At 72.1% G+C, this 16,309-nt stretch carries 17 protein-coding genes and 1 pseudogene; 6 read left to right on the plus strand and 12 right to left on the minus strand.

The annotated features are described in order from the left end of the window. Positions 1-6 precede the first annotated feature (6 nt). On the plus strand, positions 7-2,091 hold the full coding sequence (gene ligA, locus ACSYGO_RS03625; RefSeq protein ID WP_460385735.1) for an NAD-dependent DNA ligase LigA: 2,085 nt from the start codon (positions 7-9) through the stop codon (positions 2,089-2,091). Between the two features lie 92 nt (positions 2,092-2,183). Then, positions 2,184-2,693, plus strand: a pseudogene (locus ACSYGO_RS03630) (HAD domain-containing protein); the annotation flags it as partial. A gap of 553 nt (positions 2,694-3,246) precedes the next feature. Here the strand turns inward: ACSYGO_RS03630 and ACSYGO_RS03635 are convergent. Then, complete coding sequence (locus tag ACSYGO_RS03635; protein WP_460385736.1) at positions 3,247-3,780, minus strand: GNAT family N-acetyltransferase; 534 nt, start codon at positions 3,778-3,780, stop codon at positions 3,247-3,249. A 117-nt stretch (positions 3,781-3,897) separates the two neighbouring features. On the opposite strand from ACSYGO_RS03635, the gene ACSYGO_RS03640 reads away from it, so the two are divergent. Both ACSYGO_RS03640 and ACSYGO_RS03645 read left to right on the plus strand, forming a co-directional pair. Beyond that, positions 3,898-4,659, plus strand: coding sequence for a PIG-L deacetylase family protein (locus ACSYGO_RS03640; RefSeq protein WP_432174299.1), 762 nt, complete (start codon positions 3,898-3,900; stop codon positions 4,657-4,659). Between the two features lie 101 nt (positions 4,660-4,760). Then, positions 4,761-6,530 (plus strand): FAD-dependent monooxygenase, encoded by a 1,770-nt coding sequence (locus ACSYGO_RS03645; RefSeq protein ID WP_426680452.1) that lies wholly within the window; start codon positions 4,761-4,763, stop codon positions 6,528-6,530. 117 nt (positions 6,531-6,647) lie between these two features. Here ACSYGO_RS03645 and ACSYGO_RS03650 read toward each other — a convergent pair whose 3' ends face one another. From ACSYGO_RS03650 to ACSYGO_RS03690, 9 genes are all read right to left on the minus strand, one after another. Further along, positions 6,648-7,580 carry a serine/threonine-protein kinase gene (locus ACSYGO_RS03650; RefSeq protein WP_426680453.1) on the minus strand — a complete coding sequence of 311 codons (933 nt, stop codon included), beginning with the start codon at positions 7,578-7,580 and terminating at the stop codon, positions 6,648-6,650. A gap of 229 nt (positions 7,581-7,809) precedes the next feature. After that, positions 7,810-8,409 carry a dihydrofolate reductase family protein gene (locus tag ACSYGO_RS03655; RefSeq protein ID WP_460385737.1) on the minus strand — a complete coding sequence of 200 codons (600 nt, stop codon included), beginning with the start codon at positions 8,407-8,409 and terminating at the stop codon, positions 7,810-7,812. Between the two features lie 43 nt (positions 8,410-8,452). After that, positions 8,453-8,677 (minus strand): hypothetical protein, encoded by a 225-nt coding sequence (locus ACSYGO_RS03660; protein WP_359493495.1) that lies wholly within the window; start codon positions 8,675-8,677, stop codon positions 8,453-8,455. A gap of 63 nt (positions 8,678-8,740) precedes the next feature. Further along, positions 8,741-9,109 (minus strand): low affinity iron permease family protein, encoded by a 369-nt coding sequence (locus ACSYGO_RS03665; RefSeq protein ID WP_426680455.1) that lies wholly within the window; start codon positions 9,107-9,109, stop codon positions 8,741-8,743. A gap of 155 nt (positions 9,110-9,264) precedes the next feature. Further along, positions 9,265-9,552, minus strand: a complete 288-nt coding sequence (locus ACSYGO_RS03670) for a hypothetical protein (RefSeq protein ID WP_426680456.1) — start codon at positions 9,550-9,552, stop codon at positions 9,265-9,267. 45 nt (positions 9,553-9,597) lie between these two features. Beyond that, a complete protein-coding gene (locus ACSYGO_RS03675) occupies positions 9,598-9,918 on the minus strand; it encodes an SHOCT domain-containing protein (RefSeq protein ID WP_426680457.1) in 321 nt (106 codons plus the stop codon). Between the two features lie 100 nt (positions 9,919-10,018). Beyond that, entirely contained in the window at positions 10,019-10,444 is a 426-nt protein-coding gene (locus tag ACSYGO_RS03680) for a DUF6325 family protein (protein ID WP_460385738.1), read from the minus strand. 320 nt (positions 10,445-10,764) lie between these two features. Further along, positions 10,765-11,244, minus strand: coding sequence for a hypothetical protein (locus ACSYGO_RS03685; protein ID WP_460385739.1), 480 nt, complete (start codon positions 11,242-11,244; stop codon positions 10,765-10,767). A gap of 226 nt (positions 11,245-11,470) precedes the next feature. Continuing rightward, positions 11,471-12,457 (minus strand): aminoglycoside phosphotransferase family protein, encoded by a 987-nt coding sequence (locus ACSYGO_RS03690; protein ID WP_460385740.1) that lies wholly within the window; start codon positions 12,455-12,457, stop codon positions 11,471-11,473. 266 nt (positions 12,458-12,723) lie between these two features. Between ACSYGO_RS03690 and ACSYGO_RS03695 the strand changes: the two genes are divergently transcribed. Beyond that, the gene (locus ACSYGO_RS03695; RefSeq protein WP_460385741.1) at positions 12,724-13,425 is read left to right on the plus strand and encodes a lipoprotein; all 702 of its coding nucleotides are present in this window, start codon (positions 12,724-12,726) and stop codon (positions 13,423-13,425) included. A 173-nt stretch (positions 13,426-13,598) separates the two neighbouring features. Here the strand turns inward: ACSYGO_RS03695 and ACSYGO_RS03700 are convergent, their stop codons facing one another. After that, positions 13,599-14,042: an NUDIX hydrolase gene (locus ACSYGO_RS03700; RefSeq protein ID WP_460385742.1), complete on the minus strand. Its 444-nt coding sequence runs from the start codon at positions 14,040-14,042 to the stop codon at positions 13,599-13,601. Between the two features lie 265 nt (positions 14,043-14,307). Here ACSYGO_RS03700 and ACSYGO_RS03705 point away from each other — a divergent pair, with 265 nt between their 5' ends. Further along, positions 14,308-15,195, plus strand: coding sequence for a hypothetical protein (locus ACSYGO_RS03705; protein WP_460385743.1), 888 nt, complete (start codon positions 14,308-14,310; stop codon positions 15,193-15,195). A gap of 176 nt (positions 15,196-15,371) precedes the next feature. Here ACSYGO_RS03705 and ACSYGO_RS03710 read toward each other — a convergent pair whose 3' ends face one another. Beyond that, positions 15,372-16,277: a CAP domain-containing protein gene (locus ACSYGO_RS03710; RefSeq protein ID WP_426680464.1), complete on the minus strand. Its 906-nt coding sequence runs from the start codon at positions 16,275-16,277 to the stop codon at positions 15,372-15,374. Between the last annotated feature and the right edge of the window lie 32 nt (positions 16,278-16,309).

Raw genomic sequence — 16,309 nt, forward strand, 5'->3', positions numbered from 1 at the left:
CCCCTCATGACTACAGCCGCAGCAGTGATCGTGGACGCCGTCGCCTACGCCCAGGCGGTCGAGGACGCCGTACGGGCGGCGAACGCCTACTACGAGGGTGGCACTTCGCCGATCGACGACGACACCTACGACCGCCTGGTGCGCGCCATAGCCGAGTGGGAGTCCGAGCACCCCGACGAGGTGCTGCCCGACTCGCCGACGGGAAAGGTCGCCGGCGGATCGGTCGAGGGCGACGTCCCGCACACCGTGGCGATGCTCAGCCTGGACAACGTGTTCTCCGCCGAGGAGTTCACGGCGTGGACGGCGTCCCTGGCCCGGCGCATCGGCCATGACGTCACCCGCTTCAGCGTCGAGGCGAAGCTGGACGGTCTCGCGATCGCCGCGCGCTACACCGGCGGCCGGCTCACTCGGCTGATCACCCGGGGCGACGGGACGGCCGGGGAGGACGTCTCGCACGCGATCGGCACCATCGAGGGCCTGCCGCGAGAGCTTGCAGAGCCGGTCAGCGTGGAGGTGCGGGGCGAAGTCCTCATGACGACCGCCCAGTTCGAGCACGCGAACGAGGTGCGCACCGCGCACGGCGGGCAGCCGTTCGCCAACCCGCGCAATGCGGCCGCCGGCACCCTGCGGGCGAAGGAGCGCGCCTACACGGTGCCGATGACCTTCTTCGGCTACGGCCTGCTGGCCCTGCCCGACACCGACTCCGAGCTCTCCGGGCGGCTCGACGAGCTCGCGCACAGCGACCTGATGACCCTGGCCGCCGGACTCGGCGTGCACACCACGGCGCGAACGGCCGTGCCGGGCACGGCCGTCGACACGGCGGAGCAGGTCCTGGAGCGGGTGACGGAGATCGCCGGCCTGCGCGCCGAGCTGCCCTTCGGGATCGACGGGATCGTCGTCAAGGCCGACCTGGCGGCCGACCGACGGGCCGCCGGAGCGGGTTCACGGGCGCCGCGCTGGGCCGTCGCCTACAAGCTGCCGGCCGTCGAGAAGATCACCCGGCTGCTGGCGGTGGAGTGGAACGTCGGGCGGACCGGCATCATCGCCCCGCGCGCCGTACTGGAGCCGGTGCGGATCGAGGGCTCCACGATCACGTACGCGACCCTCCACAACCCGGCCGACATCACCCGCCGCGACCTGCGGCTGGGCGACCATGTGATGGTCCACCGCGCAGGTGACGTCATCCCCCGCATCGAGGCCCCCGTGGCGCATCTGCGCACCGGGGAGGAACAGCCCATCGAGTTCCCCGAGGAGTGCCCGCGCTGCGGGTCGGCGATCGACACGAGCGAGGAGCGCTGGCGCTGCGAACGCGGACGCGACTGCCACCTGGTGGCCTCCCTCTCGTACGCGGCGGGCCGCGACCAGCTCGACATCGAGGGGCTCGGCGGCACCCGGGTCGTCCAGCTCGTCGCGGCCGGTCTGGTCACCGACCTCGGCGACCTCTTCGCCCTGACCCGGGAGCAGCTGCTCGGCCTGGATCGGATGGGCGAGACGAGCACCGACAATCTGCTCGCCGCGATCGAGAAGGCCAAGGGACAGCCGTTGTCCAGGGTGCTCTGCGCGCTGGGTGTCCGCGGCACCGGACGGTCCATGTCCCGGCGCATCGCCCGGTACTTCGCGACCATGGACCAGGTCCGCGCCGCCGACGCCGAGGCGATGCAGCGCGTGGAGGGCATCGGTGCCGAGAAGGCCCCGTCGATCGTCGCCGAGCTCGCCGGGCTCGCCCCTCTCCTCGACAAGCTCGCCGCGGCCGGGGTCAACATGACCGAGCCCGGTGCCACCGCGCCCGCCCCCACGGACCCGAGCGACGAGGCCGTCGCCGAATTCACCGAGGAGGGTGGTCCGCTGGCCGGCATGGCCGTGGTGGTCACCGGCGCGATGACCGGTCCGCTGGAGAAGCTCACCCGCAACGAGATGAACGAACTCATCGAGCGTGCCGGTGGCCGGTCCTCGTCCAGCGTCTCCAAGAAGACCAGCCTCGTCGTCGCGGGGGAGAACGCGGGCTCCAAGCGCGCGAAGGCCGAACAGCTCGGCATACGGCTCTCCTCCCCCGAGGACTTCGCCGTTCTCGTCGCCGACTACCTGGCCTGACCCGCCTCGCCCGCCGGGTACGCGGCCCGGAGGTCCCGACGCCCTGTGCCGGGGCCTCCGGGCGGGACGCCGGGAGCGGCTATCGTGCGGCGGTGACCGGTTCCGGGCAGCGTGCACTGCTCTTCCTCGACGTCGACGGACCACTGATTCCCTTCGGCGGGGCGTCGGACGAGTACGCCACGTACCCAGTGGACCGCGATCCCGAGGGCGCGGCGGCGCATCCACTGCTGACGAGGCTCGACCCCCGTCACGGTGACCGGCTGGCCGCCCTGCCGTGTGATCTGGTCTGGGCCACGACCTGGCGGGACGAGGCGAACGAGTGCCTCGCACCACGGCTGGGACTGCCCCCACTGCCCGTCGTCGACTGGCCGGAGCCGTCCGACCTCGACGAGCGGGACGCACGGATCGGGCTGCACTGGAAGACCCGCGTCCTCGTCGACTGGGCCGCGGGGCGCCCGTTCGCCTGGGTCGACGACGAAATCGGTGACACCGATCGGGCCTGGGTGTCGGCCCACCATCCGGGCCGCGCCCTGCTCCATCGCGTCGACCACCGTCGGGGCCTCGTCGACGCGGACTACGACGTGCTCGAGAAATGGCTGCGAGGAGCTGCCGAAGGGCCGTCGTACGGCACGCACCTGCTGCCCCTGCTGCGCGCCCTCGATGATCCCCAGTGGCCGGAGTGGCCGCGCGACTACGACCGCACCCGGGTGTCGGTGCTCTTCGAACGCCTCGCGGCCCGGTTGTCGGACGACTTCGCCGTCCGGTGCACGACCGAGCAGGACACCCAGGACTCCAGCGAGTACGGCCGCGTGACCGTACCGGGGGAAGCGACCGTGTGCGGGACGCGGATCGTCGTCTGCGTGAGCAGGTTCGGGTCGCTGGCGCTGGTGACGGCCGACAACCCGGGCGCCTACTTCGGTACGGACGACGCCCGGGACGAAGGGGACCTGGACGCCGGGGACCTCGCCACGGTGGTCCGGGCGTTGAACGACCTGGAGTACGTGGTGGTGCCCGAAGAAGTCCTCGCGCTCGACTACGACGGGCCCACGCGGCTGCCTTCGCACGTTCAACGCCCCAGCTGGTGGGACCGGTTCTTCGGATTCTTCTGACAGTGGCCGGGCCGCCGACGCGCGCTCCGGCGGACCGCGCGCTCCGTCACATCGGCAGCGACAGCAGGCGGACCTCGCCGCTCGGCCAGGACGCTCCCTCCTTGAGAGGCGTCCACATGGTCCGCAAGGGCATGACCACCGGCCCCGCGGGCTGTTCGACGTGCACCACTTCCATCAACGCGTGCCAGCCGAGCCGCTCGTACAGCGGGACCAGAGGCGGCCGGCAGAAGAGAAGTCCATGATCGGGGCCCAGGGTCCGCGCGTGGTCCACCGCCGCCGTCACGACGAGGCGGGCCAGTCGCCGCCCCCGCAGGTCGGGGGCCACGGCCACGCCCCCGACGCCCATGACGTCCCGGCGTGTTCCCCCGATCGACAGAGGGATCCTCAGCAGTCCGGTGTGGGCCACGAGGCGGCCGGCCAGCCTGATGCCGAAGTGCTCTTCCTTGGGCAGCCATGTCAACCCGGCGTCCGCGACACCGAAGGGGTCGGCGCCGTCGCCGAGGATCTCGTCCTGATCGGCCCTCTCGTACCGCGCCAGCCGCTCGACGATCGGCGCCGCGGGAATCACGTCGTCAGTCATCCCCACATGATCCGCCGCGCACGGGTCGCGGCCAAGCGAGTAGGTCGTCGCGTGAGCGGTCCCCTAGCCTGAGCAGGTCCGTGATTCCGAGTCCCCGTGGCGGAGGGTGACCGAGACATGGCGGTTCCGAGCGTGCTCGGGGTGTTCGCGCATCCCGACGACGAATCCCTTTCGGCCGGGGGCGTGCTTGCGCGTCACGCCGCCATGGGGGCGCGGACGGCGGTCGTCACGGCGACATGGGCCGACGACACCGCACGTGCGGCCGAGTTGTCCGACGCGCTCCGGATTCTCGGTGCCGGCGAGCCGCGGCTCCTCGGCTACGCCGATGCCCGTGCTCCGCAGTCGGCCCCGGGGCATGTCCGTTTCTGTGACGCGCCGTTGGACGAGACGGTGCGGCATGTGGTCGCGCACATCAGGGAGTTCCGCCCGGACGTGGTCATCACCCATGACGCGTACGGCGGGCTGACGGGTCATCCGGACCATCGCCATACGCACAGGGTGACCTCTCTGGCGGTGCAGGCCGCCGCTCTGGAACGGCTCTGTCCGGACGCCGGTGCCCCTTGGCGGCCGAGGGCCCTCTATCTCGCCACCCACCCGCACTCGGCGGCTCGAGCGCTGGGGGCCGGGCTCATGCGGCGGGGCAGGGAGATGTTCAGCGTGCCGGACGAGTGGATCGGCGCCACCGTGGACGTGGGTCCGTGGTTCGAGCGGAAGGTCGCCGCCGTGCTGGCCCACCGCTCCGAGGTGGCGCGAGGGGCCCTGCCAGGTCGCATCGCCGTACTCCCGCCCGTCGAGCAGAGGCGTCTGCTGGCCACCGAGTGGTACATCCGCCACGACCTCGCTCCCGCGCCCGCGGCCAGGACGGAGCTGACCCTGTGACCGCCGGGCCGGGGCATGCGGTTCGTCGGATCCGCCGGCACCGGCTCCGGCTCCCGGTGGCCCCGCCGTCCGGCTCGCCGCCCGTGTACGGCCGGGCGACCATGGACGTACCGCAACGGTCCGGGGCCGGGCAGTGGGAGGCACCCGTGACGCAGACCCGAACAACCGATGTGCTGATCGCCGGCGCCGGGCCGGTGGGGCTGAGTACGGCCGCCGAACTGTGCCGGCACGGAGTGAGCTGTCGTCTCGTCGACCGGCTGCCCGCCCGGCTGCCGTACGCCAAGGCCGTCGGCATCCAGCCGCGCACCATGGAGATCTGGGACCGGATGGGCCTGGCCCGCACGGTCATGGAAGCAGCCGTTCCGATCCTCGGGCAGCTGATCTACGTCAACGGACGGGAACAAGCACGGATCGACCTCGCGCTGCCGCCCGAGGTGCCCTACGGGTTCGCCGCGCTGCCCCAGTACGAGACCGAGCGCCTCATCGAGGAGTACGTCGCCGGACTGGGCACATTCGTCGAACGCGGGACCGAACTGCTGTCCTTCACGCAGGACCGGGACGGAGTCGGCGCACGGCTGCGCGACGCGTCGGGCGCCGAGGAGGAGCTGCGCGTCCGCTACCTCATCGGCTGCGACGGAGCGCACAGCACCGTCCGCAAGGGGCTGGGGCTTCCGTACGAGGGCGGGGCCTTCGCCGAGGAGTACATGCTGGGTGACGTCGAGGTCGACTGGGACCTGCCGTACGGATACGGCGTCCGGTCCACGCATCGCGCCGACGACGGTTCCACCGACGACCTGCTCGTCTGCATCCCCCTGCCAGGTCCGGGCCGCTGTCGGATGTCGATGACGGTGCCGCCCGAGCTGTCCACCCGGTCGACGGGCGAGGCACGGAAGCGGGGGGACGGGGTGCTGCACGGCCTGCAGGGCGACGGTCCGGAGCTGTCCGACCTCCAGGCCGTCGTCGACCGCCTCGCCCCCACGCCTGCCACGCTGTCCCGGCTGCGCTGGTCCTCCGTCTTCCGCATCAGCCATCGCATCGTGGACCGTTACGGCGAGGGACGCGTCTTCGTGGCCGGCGATGCCGCGCACATCCATCCCCCGACCGGCGCCCAGGGCATGAACACCGGCATCCAGGACGCCTGCAATCTGGCCTGGAAGCTCGCGCTCGTGGTGCGAGGGGAGGCAGGGCCGGGTCTGCTGCGGAGCTACGACGCCGAGCGCCGCCCGGTCGGGGCGGAGGTGGTCGGCCGTACCGTGCGGCACGCCACGCAAGGCATGGACGCCGATCCCGACGACCCGGGGACGCTGCTGCTGCGCGAGGCGCAGCTGCTGGTCGGATACCGGGACGGCCCGCTCGCCGCCGAGCCGTACGGGCCCGTCGGCGCGCCTCAGCCCGGTGACCGGGCCCCGGACTGCGCGGAGCTCACCGCCGCCGTGGCCGCGTACCCGCTGCGGCTGCTCGACATCCTGCGCGGGCGCGCCGGACACGTGGTGCTTCTGTACGGGGACGACCCCGACGTCCTGAACCGGGCGGCCGGGACGGCCATGGCGACCGGGTCGGCGCTGACGGCCGTCGGCGACACGGACGGTTCCGTACACCCGGCTCCCGGGCCCGGCCCGGAGACACTCGCCGTCCTCGGCCGTGACGCGTCCGCGGCAGCCGCCTGTCTCGTGGCCACTCCCGCGTACCGGGATGCCGCCGGGGAGTTCGCGCGGCTCTACCGGCCCGAGGGCCCGACCGGATTCGTCGTACGCCCCGACGGGTACCTCGGCGCGCGATTCCCCCTGGACGGCATCTCGGTGGCCCTGGCCGACTACCTCGCGACGCTGTCCGCGGACCCGGCGACGGCGGGCGTCGCTCGTTCCGCCTGACAGTGCCCGTCGGCGTCACTCGTCGCCGTGCCGAGGCCCGCCCGGGCGACGACGCGCACGTCCATGACGGCGCACGTTCTCACCGACGACGCCGGTCAGGGCTCCCGCGGACGGCGCCTACGGCGTCGGTCCGCTGAAGACGGGGCGCGCCCAGGCCGGCGGTTCGGGCGCCGGCCCCGGCGTGCGCAGCGCGGCCGATCCGCTCCGGGTCCCGCCCACGGGACGGTCGGTGCCGGCCCCTGAGACCGGAGCATGTGCGCCTGCGGTGGTGCCGGCCGCGGCGGCGGCACGCAGCGCGGCCACGAACTCCAGGCAGGAGTCGAACCGGTCCTCGGGCACCTTCGCCAGGGCCTTCGCTAGCACGTCGTCGAGGCCCGGCGGGGCACCCGGCCGCCGCTCGCTCAGCGGCGGCGGCTGGTCGTACTGGTGCGCCCACAGCAACGCGATGTCCTCGTCCCGGATGAAGGGCGGCCCGCCCGCCAGCATCTCGTACACCACGCAGGCGAGACTGTAGAGATCGCACCGGCCGTCCACGGGACGGCCGGAAATCTGCTCCGGCGCCACATAGTCCAGGGTCCCGACGAACTCCCCCACCGTCGTGAAGCCCGTCAGCGACAAGGACTTCTTCGTCAGTCCGAAATCCGTGAGATACACGTGCTCCGGGTGATCGCTGTCCGTGCCGGGGGCCACCAGGACGTTCCCGGGCTTCACGTCGCGGTGCACCAGATCGTGCTCGTGCGCCGCGTCCAGGGCCGAGGCCACCTGCGCACCGATCCGCAGCGCCGCGTCCACCGGCAGCGGCCCGTCCCGGTCCAGCAGCGCTCGCAGATCGAGACCCGAGACGAACCGCATCGCGATGTAGAGGACCCCCTCCACTTCACCGGCCTCGAAGATCGGCACGATGTGCGGGTGGTCGATGGCCGCCGCCACCCGGGACTCATGGGCGAAGCGACGGCGGAAGGTGTCGTTGCGCGCCATCTCCGGGGCGAGCAATTTCAGCGCGACCGTGCGCTCCAGCCGCAAATCGCGTGCGCAATAGACGACCGCCATGCCCCCACGCCCGATTTCACGTTGCACGTGATATCCGGCGAACTCAGCCCCCACCAGCCCCTCCCCACCGCTCCCGTACACCCCAGAGACGCCCGACACCGCCGGGCTTGCCGTTCCGTCCGGCGTGGAGGCCATCACGCATCACCTCGCAGTCGGCCCCGCCCGTGTCGGCGCGCCCCGCGCACGCCGACACCACGAATTCAACAAAACTCTTATCTACTCATAAATGCTACCGATCTCCCCCATCGGGGGCATTTGTTTCCTCTCGGATCCGGGCAGGTCGGTACGTCAGCGAGACGAGTCCCGGATCCTTCCCGGGCCCGGCGGTCAGCAGTTCCCATGCCTGGGGGGTGCGGCCGGGTCGGTAGAGCGGAGTGCCGTCGGTGAAGACCGGGACGACGGTCATCGTCAGCTCGTCGACCAGGCCGGCGTCGCAGAGCGTCTGCCCGAAGCGGCCGTGCCCGTAGACGATCAGGTCCTGGCCCGGGTCCCGCTTGAGCTGTGCCACGGCCTTGACCGGGTCCTCGCCGATCACGGTGGTGTTGTTCCACCGAGGCTCCTCGAGGGTGGAGGAGAAGACGTACTTCGGCATCGCGTTGAGCCGGGCCGCGTAGGGGCCGGGCGCCGACGGCCACTGCCGGGAGAAGGCGTCATAGGTGCGGCGGCCCATCAGCAGCGCTTCGCACCGCTCCAGGACCTCCAGGGAGTGCGCGGCACTGCCCTCGCCGAAGTACGGTCCGGCCCACGCCGGCGGTTCGCTCGTCACACCGTTGAGGGACACGAGCAGCGACTGCAGGAGCCTGCGGGAGTTCTCTTCTGTCTGGGTCATGTACAGGTGGACCCGAGCGGCGTGCGAAAGGAATCGTCGTGCGTCAGTCGGCGGTCTCCGGACCCCAGTGTTCCGGGCCGACACCACGCCAGTCGATGAGCGAGGACGTGGCCACCTCCTCGGGGGCGATCTCCAGCCCGGCCCGGCGCAGGAACTCCGCCACGTCCGCCACGTCGAACGCCAGCCCCAGGATCTCTCCGTCCACGCGCACCCGCCGGCCGCCCGTCGGCGACGGCGGCGACACGATCACGGACCGCGGATCAGCCATGCTCCCAGGATCATCCGTCCACCTCGCGTTCGCATGGGGAAAGCGGTCCACATACCAAACCCCCTAGAGCTGCTCCTCCATGCCGATCGCCTTCCGCAGGTCGTCATGAGCTTCGCGGCCCTCCCCCTCGTGCTGCTCGAGCAGGGCGGCCGCGATGCTGTCGAGCTTGCGCTGGACGGCGTGCTCCGCCCGGCGCTCGGAGTTCTTCAGCAACGCCAGCAGCAAGAGGTTCACGGCCGTCATGACATCGCCGACGAGCAGCTGCCACGACAGGGACAGGTGTGCCACGTGGACGGCGATGAAGGCGGCGACCAGGGCCAGGCAGAAGCAGGCGAACGGCACCGAGCTGGTGACGTTGGAGGCCGTCTCGGCCAGCCGCTCGAACCAGCCCCGACCGTGGCGGGTGCGCTCGGCGGGATGCGACACGGTCATGGGGCGCCTCACTTCCCGGGCGGCGCGGGCCGCCCGGCTCGTCGGACTTCGCCGCGCCGACGCCGTCCGGCTCCGGCATCGACCGGTTCCGGCGTCGGCTCCCGTGCGCTCGCGAGGTCGTCGGCGTCCTGTCGCCGCGGGGCCGGTGCAGGTCCTCAGCCCAGCGCCCGGTACTCCTCGGGCGGATCCAGCAGGTCCGGACGGTTCACCCAGTACTGGGGGCCCTCCAGGTCGAGCATCGCCCAGTGCCAGGCCTCGTCGTGGAACGTCAGTCCGCGGTAGGGCGTGCCGGGCGGTTCGTACGGGTAGCGCCGCAGTGCCGCCTCACCGGCCTGCGACCGTGTCATGCGGCCGTGGCTGCGCATCACCCACGCGTACGCTTCCCGCTCCGCCCGCAGACACTCGTCGTACCCGCCGTCGTCCCACGCCTCTTCCCCGGCCACGGCCTCAGGTTACGGCCTGCCGCGCGCCGGTCCGCCGTGTCCCCGTCAGCCGAGGAGCCGGTGCTTCTGCGCCTCGAACTCCTCGTCGGTCAGCACGCCTTGTGCCTTCAGGTCGGCCAACTGCTTGAGCTGGTCGATCTTCTGGGTCATGTCGTCGGCGGCCGGCGGCGCCGCGGGAGCGGGCTCCACCGGCTGCTGAGGCGGCTGCTGATACGCCTGCTGCTGGTATGCCTGCTGCTGGTACGCCTGCTGCTCTTCCTGTTGCGCCCAGCGCCCCGCCTGCCGTCGGGACACTCGGTTGGACACCGCCGTGGCGGTTCCGGCGACGACGGCGGTGCGTGCGACGCCCCTGAGGAGTCCGGGCATGATCACTCATCTCCCATGCTGCGTGCGCGGAGCCGGTACGGTGCTGCCGGCCCGGACGGATCAGCGGTTCGGCCGGCTGCCGTGCCGCCGTGCGGGTCGGTCATTCCGTCGCGTCCAGCGAGGCCAGGATGGCCTGCACGGGGATACGGCCACCGGCGACGAGCTGCGCCCCGCTGCGCCTCAGCGCGCCGGCCATCGGCGCGGCCCACAGGTTCTCGTACACCAGGACGGCGGCGGAGTTCCCGGGCTCCAGGGCGTTCCCCGCCTCGTCCATGTCCTCTCGGTCGATCAGTCCCGAGGAAGCGCCTTCGAAGACGGTCAGATCGACCTCGTCCCCCAGTTCCCGCAGCTCCAGAGCGGTGACCGATCCGTCGATGTCCTTGCGGAGGAAGGCGAGATCGAGGATCCGGATGATCCGGCGCTCGGCGAGATCGACCAGCAGGGGAAAGGCCTCCCCCGTCATCTTGTTGCCGGGGAACTCGATGACCAGGTAGTCGACGGGGCCCATGTCTTCGACGTTGTTCATGGCCACTCCTCGCGAGCGGGACGGGAGCCGGGGGGCCAACACCTCACCGCCCGTCCCTCACGCCAGCCGTGGCGGACGGCCGGCGGTCGTCGGTCCTCATGGTCATTCCAGCACGCGGGGATGTGCCTCGCACTTCCTGGACCGCACCGGCCGCACGGACGACGCCCGCCACCGAGGCGCATGCCCGCGGCACGGACGACGTCCGTGCCGCGACCGGACGCGCGTGACGTGGACGACGTCCGCCGCGAAGACGGATCCGCGCGGCCGGCGCGCACGCCGGCCCCACACCGACCTCACACCGTCACCGCGATCACGGTGGCTCAGGCGCGCGGGGATGTTCCGACACGCGTGTACGTCACGTCGAAGTCCGGCTTCCAGAGCTCGCCGTCCTTCGACCGCTCCCAGCCGCCCTCGATGGTGTCGCCCCCGTCGCTGAAGGTGGCGTTGAACCGCTGGTGGAAGCCGGGTGCGGCACGCCGCTGGGTCCATACGCCGTCGCTCAGGCTCGTCCGGTAGACACGGCCGACGCCACGGCCGTCGGCGTACAACGTGGTGAAGTCGTCGGTCGTGTCGTCGTAGCCGGTCAGGGACACGGTGGGGAAGGGCGCGGCGGCCTCCCACGGCCCGGGCAGGGCCGAGTCGGCGGTCACGTCCACACGCTGGGCGAGGAAGGCCCCGCCCTCCAGCCAGGCGAATTCGGTCCGGACCGGGCCGACGCTGCGGCCGTCCGCCCACATGTCCCACGCACCGACGAGGACGTCCAGCCGTCGCAGTGCGCCGTGAGGTGTCGGTTGCCGCATGATGATCTCCCTTGGTCGACAGGACATGCCCTCTTGGTCATGACCGGCGCGGGGGTCCGGATTCATCGGTGCGACGAGCGATCCGGCCGAGGACGCGTCGCCCAGGAGGAGATCTTCGGGCCGGGTGCTCCTGATCATCCCGATCGACGACGAGAACGATTCCGTCCGCGTCGCCGGCGACTCCCCCGCCGAGGCCTGCCGAGGGTCCGGTCGCCGGCACCGGACCCTAGGAAAGGAGAGCCAGCGTCTCCCGGAGGTTGTGCTCCGCGATCCCTCGCATGACATCGCGGTCGGGGAAGTCGCCGTCGAGCAGGCGGAGGGGGCCGGCGACGAGGGAGAGCCGCATCGCCGTCGTGTAGAGGTCGAGACGTCGCCGGTCGAGGCCCGGCCGGGCAAGCGCCGGGTAGCGCTCACCGAAGCGGAGGCTCAGGAAGACGTGCTCCCACTCGATGTCGAAGAACATCAGGCCCTCGATGTCGATGAGGACCGCCTGCCCCTCCGCGTTCACCAGGACGTGGTCGGCGCCGAGTTCGCCGTGGATCAGACCGAATTCGCCACGGGGTGCCACCAGCGCGCGCAACTCCCGCAACCGGTCGTCGAGCCGGGTGCGTACCGACTCGATCCTGGCGTCCCGGCCCGCCGCCTCGTCCAGGTCGCGCAGGGCCCGGTCGAGTACCACCTGCTCGCAGGAGTCCCCCAGGGAGACGCCGCCGCGCTCCAGCAGGTCCACTCTTCCGTACCGGGGCGCCTGGTGACGGTGCATCAGCCGAACGGTGCCGGCCAGGTGCTCCAGCGCGGTCGCCGCACGAGCGGGGTCGGTTTCGAAGAGCGCTTCCAGGGTGCCGCCGGGAATGTCCTCGACGACGGCGACGTCCGCCCCGTATCGCCGTCCGCTGCCGTCCGCCCACAGCACGCGCGGAACGCACGCTCCGATCTCCGCGAGCTCGCGCCGCGCGGCCAGGAAGGGCACCAGTCCGGAGGCCGGCGCGAAGGGGTCGGCCCCGTCGTCGTCGGACGTACCCGGCCAGAAGTTCTCCTCCTTGGCCCAGCTGTAGACGATCACGCTCGCCATGTCGGCCCCGGCGACCCGCACGCGGTAGACACCCTTCTTGCTGCCCCCGCGCAGGCGGTCGGCGCCGACGATCCGGCAGTCCTCCCCCAGCGCCTCGCGCACCACTGCCGACAGGTCCTCGGCCGCCGCAAAACTCCTCATCCGCAGACCGTAGTCGGAGCCGCGTGAGCGGGCACCGCCAATTTCCGGCTTCGGGTGCGCAGAGGCGGTCTCGTCGGGTCCGGAAGACGATCGCGAGGGCCTTGGTGTGGCGAGCGCCGCCGGCGTGTCGGTGGCGTTCACGGGTGGGACACCGCACGGTGCGCTCCGGGGCCGGGACCGACGCCGGAGCACTGCGCACCACCGCGTACGACCTGTCCGGAACCCTCCGTTAGATTGTCCCCTCTGTGGCGAGAGGGGAGACGGGCGTGCGGGGCGGGGCTGTGAAGGCGTGGGGTGCTGCGGCACATGTGGCGTTGCTGGCGGGGGTGTTGACCGGGTGTTCGGAGGGGACCGACGACGACCCGAAGGCGTCGACGACCGCGACGGCGTCCGCGAGGGCCACCGGTGGCGACGTGAGGACGGCGAAGAGTGGCGGCACCATCGGTGCGGCGGGGTCGCCCTGCGAGCTTCCGGTCACCTTCGACATCGCCGAGGACTGGAAGGCAGAGGCCGTCGACGCCGGTGCGGCCGATGACAAGGCCTCCGCGTCCGGCGACGGCGAGGACGACCTGGCTTCGGAGATCGCCGACGCCCTTCTGCACCAGGGACCGGTCACCGCCGCCTGCGAGGTCGACGCCAAGCCCGCCGGGAACATCGGCTACCTCCGTGTCTGGACCGGCAAGCCGGGCGACGCCACGGCACGGGCCGTGCTGGAGGAGTTCGTGGCGGCCGAGGACGGGGCGAGCAAGGCGAAGTACCGACCGTTCGAGGCGGGTGGCCTCAGCGGTGCCGAGGTGGAGTACCTCTACACGAGCAAGGCGCTCGACGAGACGAAGAAGGAACGCGCCCTCGCCGTCACCACGGCGGACGGTCCGGTCGTCCTGCATCTCGGAGGCATGGACACCGCGGAGCACGAGGCGATGCTCCCGGCGTTCGAGCTCGCCAAGAGCACTCTGCGCACCGCGTGACCCGGCCAGGACACGGCGGGCCTCGGTCACGCGGGCTTGGGGCACGCGGGCTTGGGGCACGCGGGCTTGGGGCACGCGGGCCTCGGTCACGTTCGACGAGCACCGCCACGACCGCGCCGAGGACCGCGGTTCCACGACCGTCGCCGAGGACCGCGGTTCGCCCGGGGCACGGCTCATCCGGCGGCCAGGTGCCCTTCGCGCAGCAGGCGGAGGCCGTCCACGGCCGCCGGGGTCAGCGTGGCCTCCCGCAGGTCGCGCAGGGGGATCCACCGCACCTGGTCGGTGGATCCGGCGGCCTCGACCACGCGCGCGGCGCCCTCCTTCACCGTCACGGCGTAGAACAGGGACACCAGGTTCCAGTCCACGTCGCCTCGGTGGACGAGGTAGGTCCGGGCGTCGATCAGCCGGGCATCGGCCGGCTGGAGGCCCGTCTCCTCGCGGAGCTCCCGGGCCAGGGCCTCTTCCGGCTGCTCCCCCGGGTCGATCCCTCCGCCGGGCAGGTGCCACAGTCCCGGGGCGAAGACCGGCGAGGCGTCGGACAGGCGGGTCAGCAGCAGCCGCTCGTCCCGCACCACCAGGGCATACGCCGAAACTCGGGCCCGCACACGAGAGTTCAAGGTTTCCCGCCTCCTCGAAACAGCCGACATCCCGGGAAATTCTAGAAGCAGTCCGGCTGTCCTTTCGGGGACACACGTGTGAACCGGCGGCGAGGGCGAAGACCGCCGGGAGCTCGGGCACGGTCACGATGCGGCAACGGAGCCGTCCTGCCGGGCCACGGCCCGAACGACACCGGGGGGCCGGGCGTCACAGGAGCGGCACGGTCGTGACGCCGCGCCGCACACTCTCCGCCCCTCACCGACAACACCAGGGGGACCCATGCGTATGAGGACCACACGCACCGTCGATCTGCTCGTCCTGCTGTCCCTGCTCGTCGCCGGGGCCGGAGCGGCGACGGGATGCGGGAGCGAGAAGGCCGGCGACAGCGCCGGCGGTACGGACCCGTACGCGCGGACCCGTGCCCGTCAGGTCGCCGAGGCCTGGGACGGTTCGCAGGCCGCCGAGACCTGGCGCAAGGGCTACTACGCGATGACGGACGAGGTCCAGCTCCCCGAGGGCGCCTTCCACGACAACGCCGACAAGATCGCCTACAGCACCCAGAACTTCGTGCTGCGCACCGAGCTGCCCGCGTCCCCGGACAGGCGGGGCCGGGTGGAATGGGACGGCGGAGCCTCGCTCGACCTGCCGCTCATGTCGGCACGCGAGGCGTACGGGACCGTGGCCCGCGGCAGCAACGACGGCCCTCATCTGACCGTGACAGGCGCGAAGTTGGGCCGTATGACGCTGACCACGAGTCGCGGGCCCGCGACCGTCCCCGCCTGGCTGTTCACCCTGAAGGGATACGACACTCCCCTCAAGCGGGCCGCCGTCGGCTCGGGGCAGGTGCCCAAGTCGCCCGTCAAGCCGAGCCGGGCGGTGCCCGACAGCGTCCTGGCCGCCCTGGGACGACTGGTCGAGGTGGCCGGGGACGGCCGGTCGGTGACCGTGCTGGCCCACCACGGTTCCTGCGACGACGGCCCGGCCGTCCACGCGCTGGAGACCGACGGAAGCGTGGTGCTGTACGCGTCCGTCGTGGGCACGCGGGAGGGTCCGTGCACCAGCGACCTGCGTGCCGAGAAGGTGACCGTGCGGCTGGCGCGGCCGGTCGGGGACCGTGTCCTCCTGGACGCCTTCACGGGTCGTCCGGTGCCGAACGGGCCCGGGCAGGGCTGACTCGGGGTCTGCCGCGCCTCGGCACGTCCTTGTTTCTCATGACGCCCGCAGCGTTTCTCATACGCCCGCAGCACCCGCTCGCGCGGGCACGGCCCGGCCCCGGCCGGTGAACCGGTCGGGGCCGATGCGGGTGGAGAGGACGGGGAAGGTCCCGTCCGGCGCGGAAGCCGGTACGGTCAGCGGGCCGTGCCGAAGTCCTGCGTCCAGTAGTCGCCGGGCTGCGCGAGACCGACGCCGATCTCCTTGAAAGAGCAGTTCAGGATGTTCTCCCGGTGGCCGGGGCTGGCCATCCAACCCGCCATGACCTGCTCGGGGGTGGAGTACCCGTAGGCGACGTTCTCGCCGTAGGAGCTCCAGCTGTAACCGGCGCTCGTGATCCGCTGGCCCGGGTCCGAGCCGTCGGAGCCGGTGTGCGACATGTTCTGGTGGCTCGCCATGTCCGCGCTGTGGGCCTGGGCGGCCTTCGAGAGCTTCGCGTTCAGCGTCACCGCGGAGCAGCCGGCCTTGCTGCGCTCGCTGTTGACCAGGGCCACGATGCGGGCGACGGCACCGGACGCGGGGGCCGAGGTGCTCGGCGCCGAAGAGGGCGGCGTCGAGGCGGAGGGCGTCGAGGTGGCCGGCGCGGAGGTCGACGGCTTGGGCGCGGCGGGCTTCGTCGGCGCGGGCGCCTGGGGTGCGGCGGGCTTCGCCGGCGCGGACGCCGTGGGGGCCGCGGGCCTGTGGGAGGCGGACGGCTTGTGCCACTTCCTGTGCCACGTCTTGTGCCCGGCGTGCGTCTTCTTCGCCTTGTGCGTCTCGGGCGCCGACGGTGCCGCGGAAGCAGGGGCACTGGGCGCCTGTGTGGTCGGCGTCGCCGACGGCGTGGCCGCGTCCTGGCTCTGCCACTGCCCCCGGTGGGCCGCGTCCAGCCAGAGCTGCCAGTCGTCGTCGGACACGTTCTGCCATTGCCCGGCGGAGCCGACGGTCCGGGTTCCCTGGTCGTCCCAGCACGCCATGGCGGCGGTGGGCACGGCCAGCGCGCCGAGCGCGAGGGCAGCGACGGCTATCTGCCGATGCCGTGTCTTCCTGCGGTGCTTCCTCATTCGGGCCTCGCTCGGTGGTCGCGGGGCGTCAC

This window comes from Streptomyces krungchingensis, from assembly GCF_054729265.1.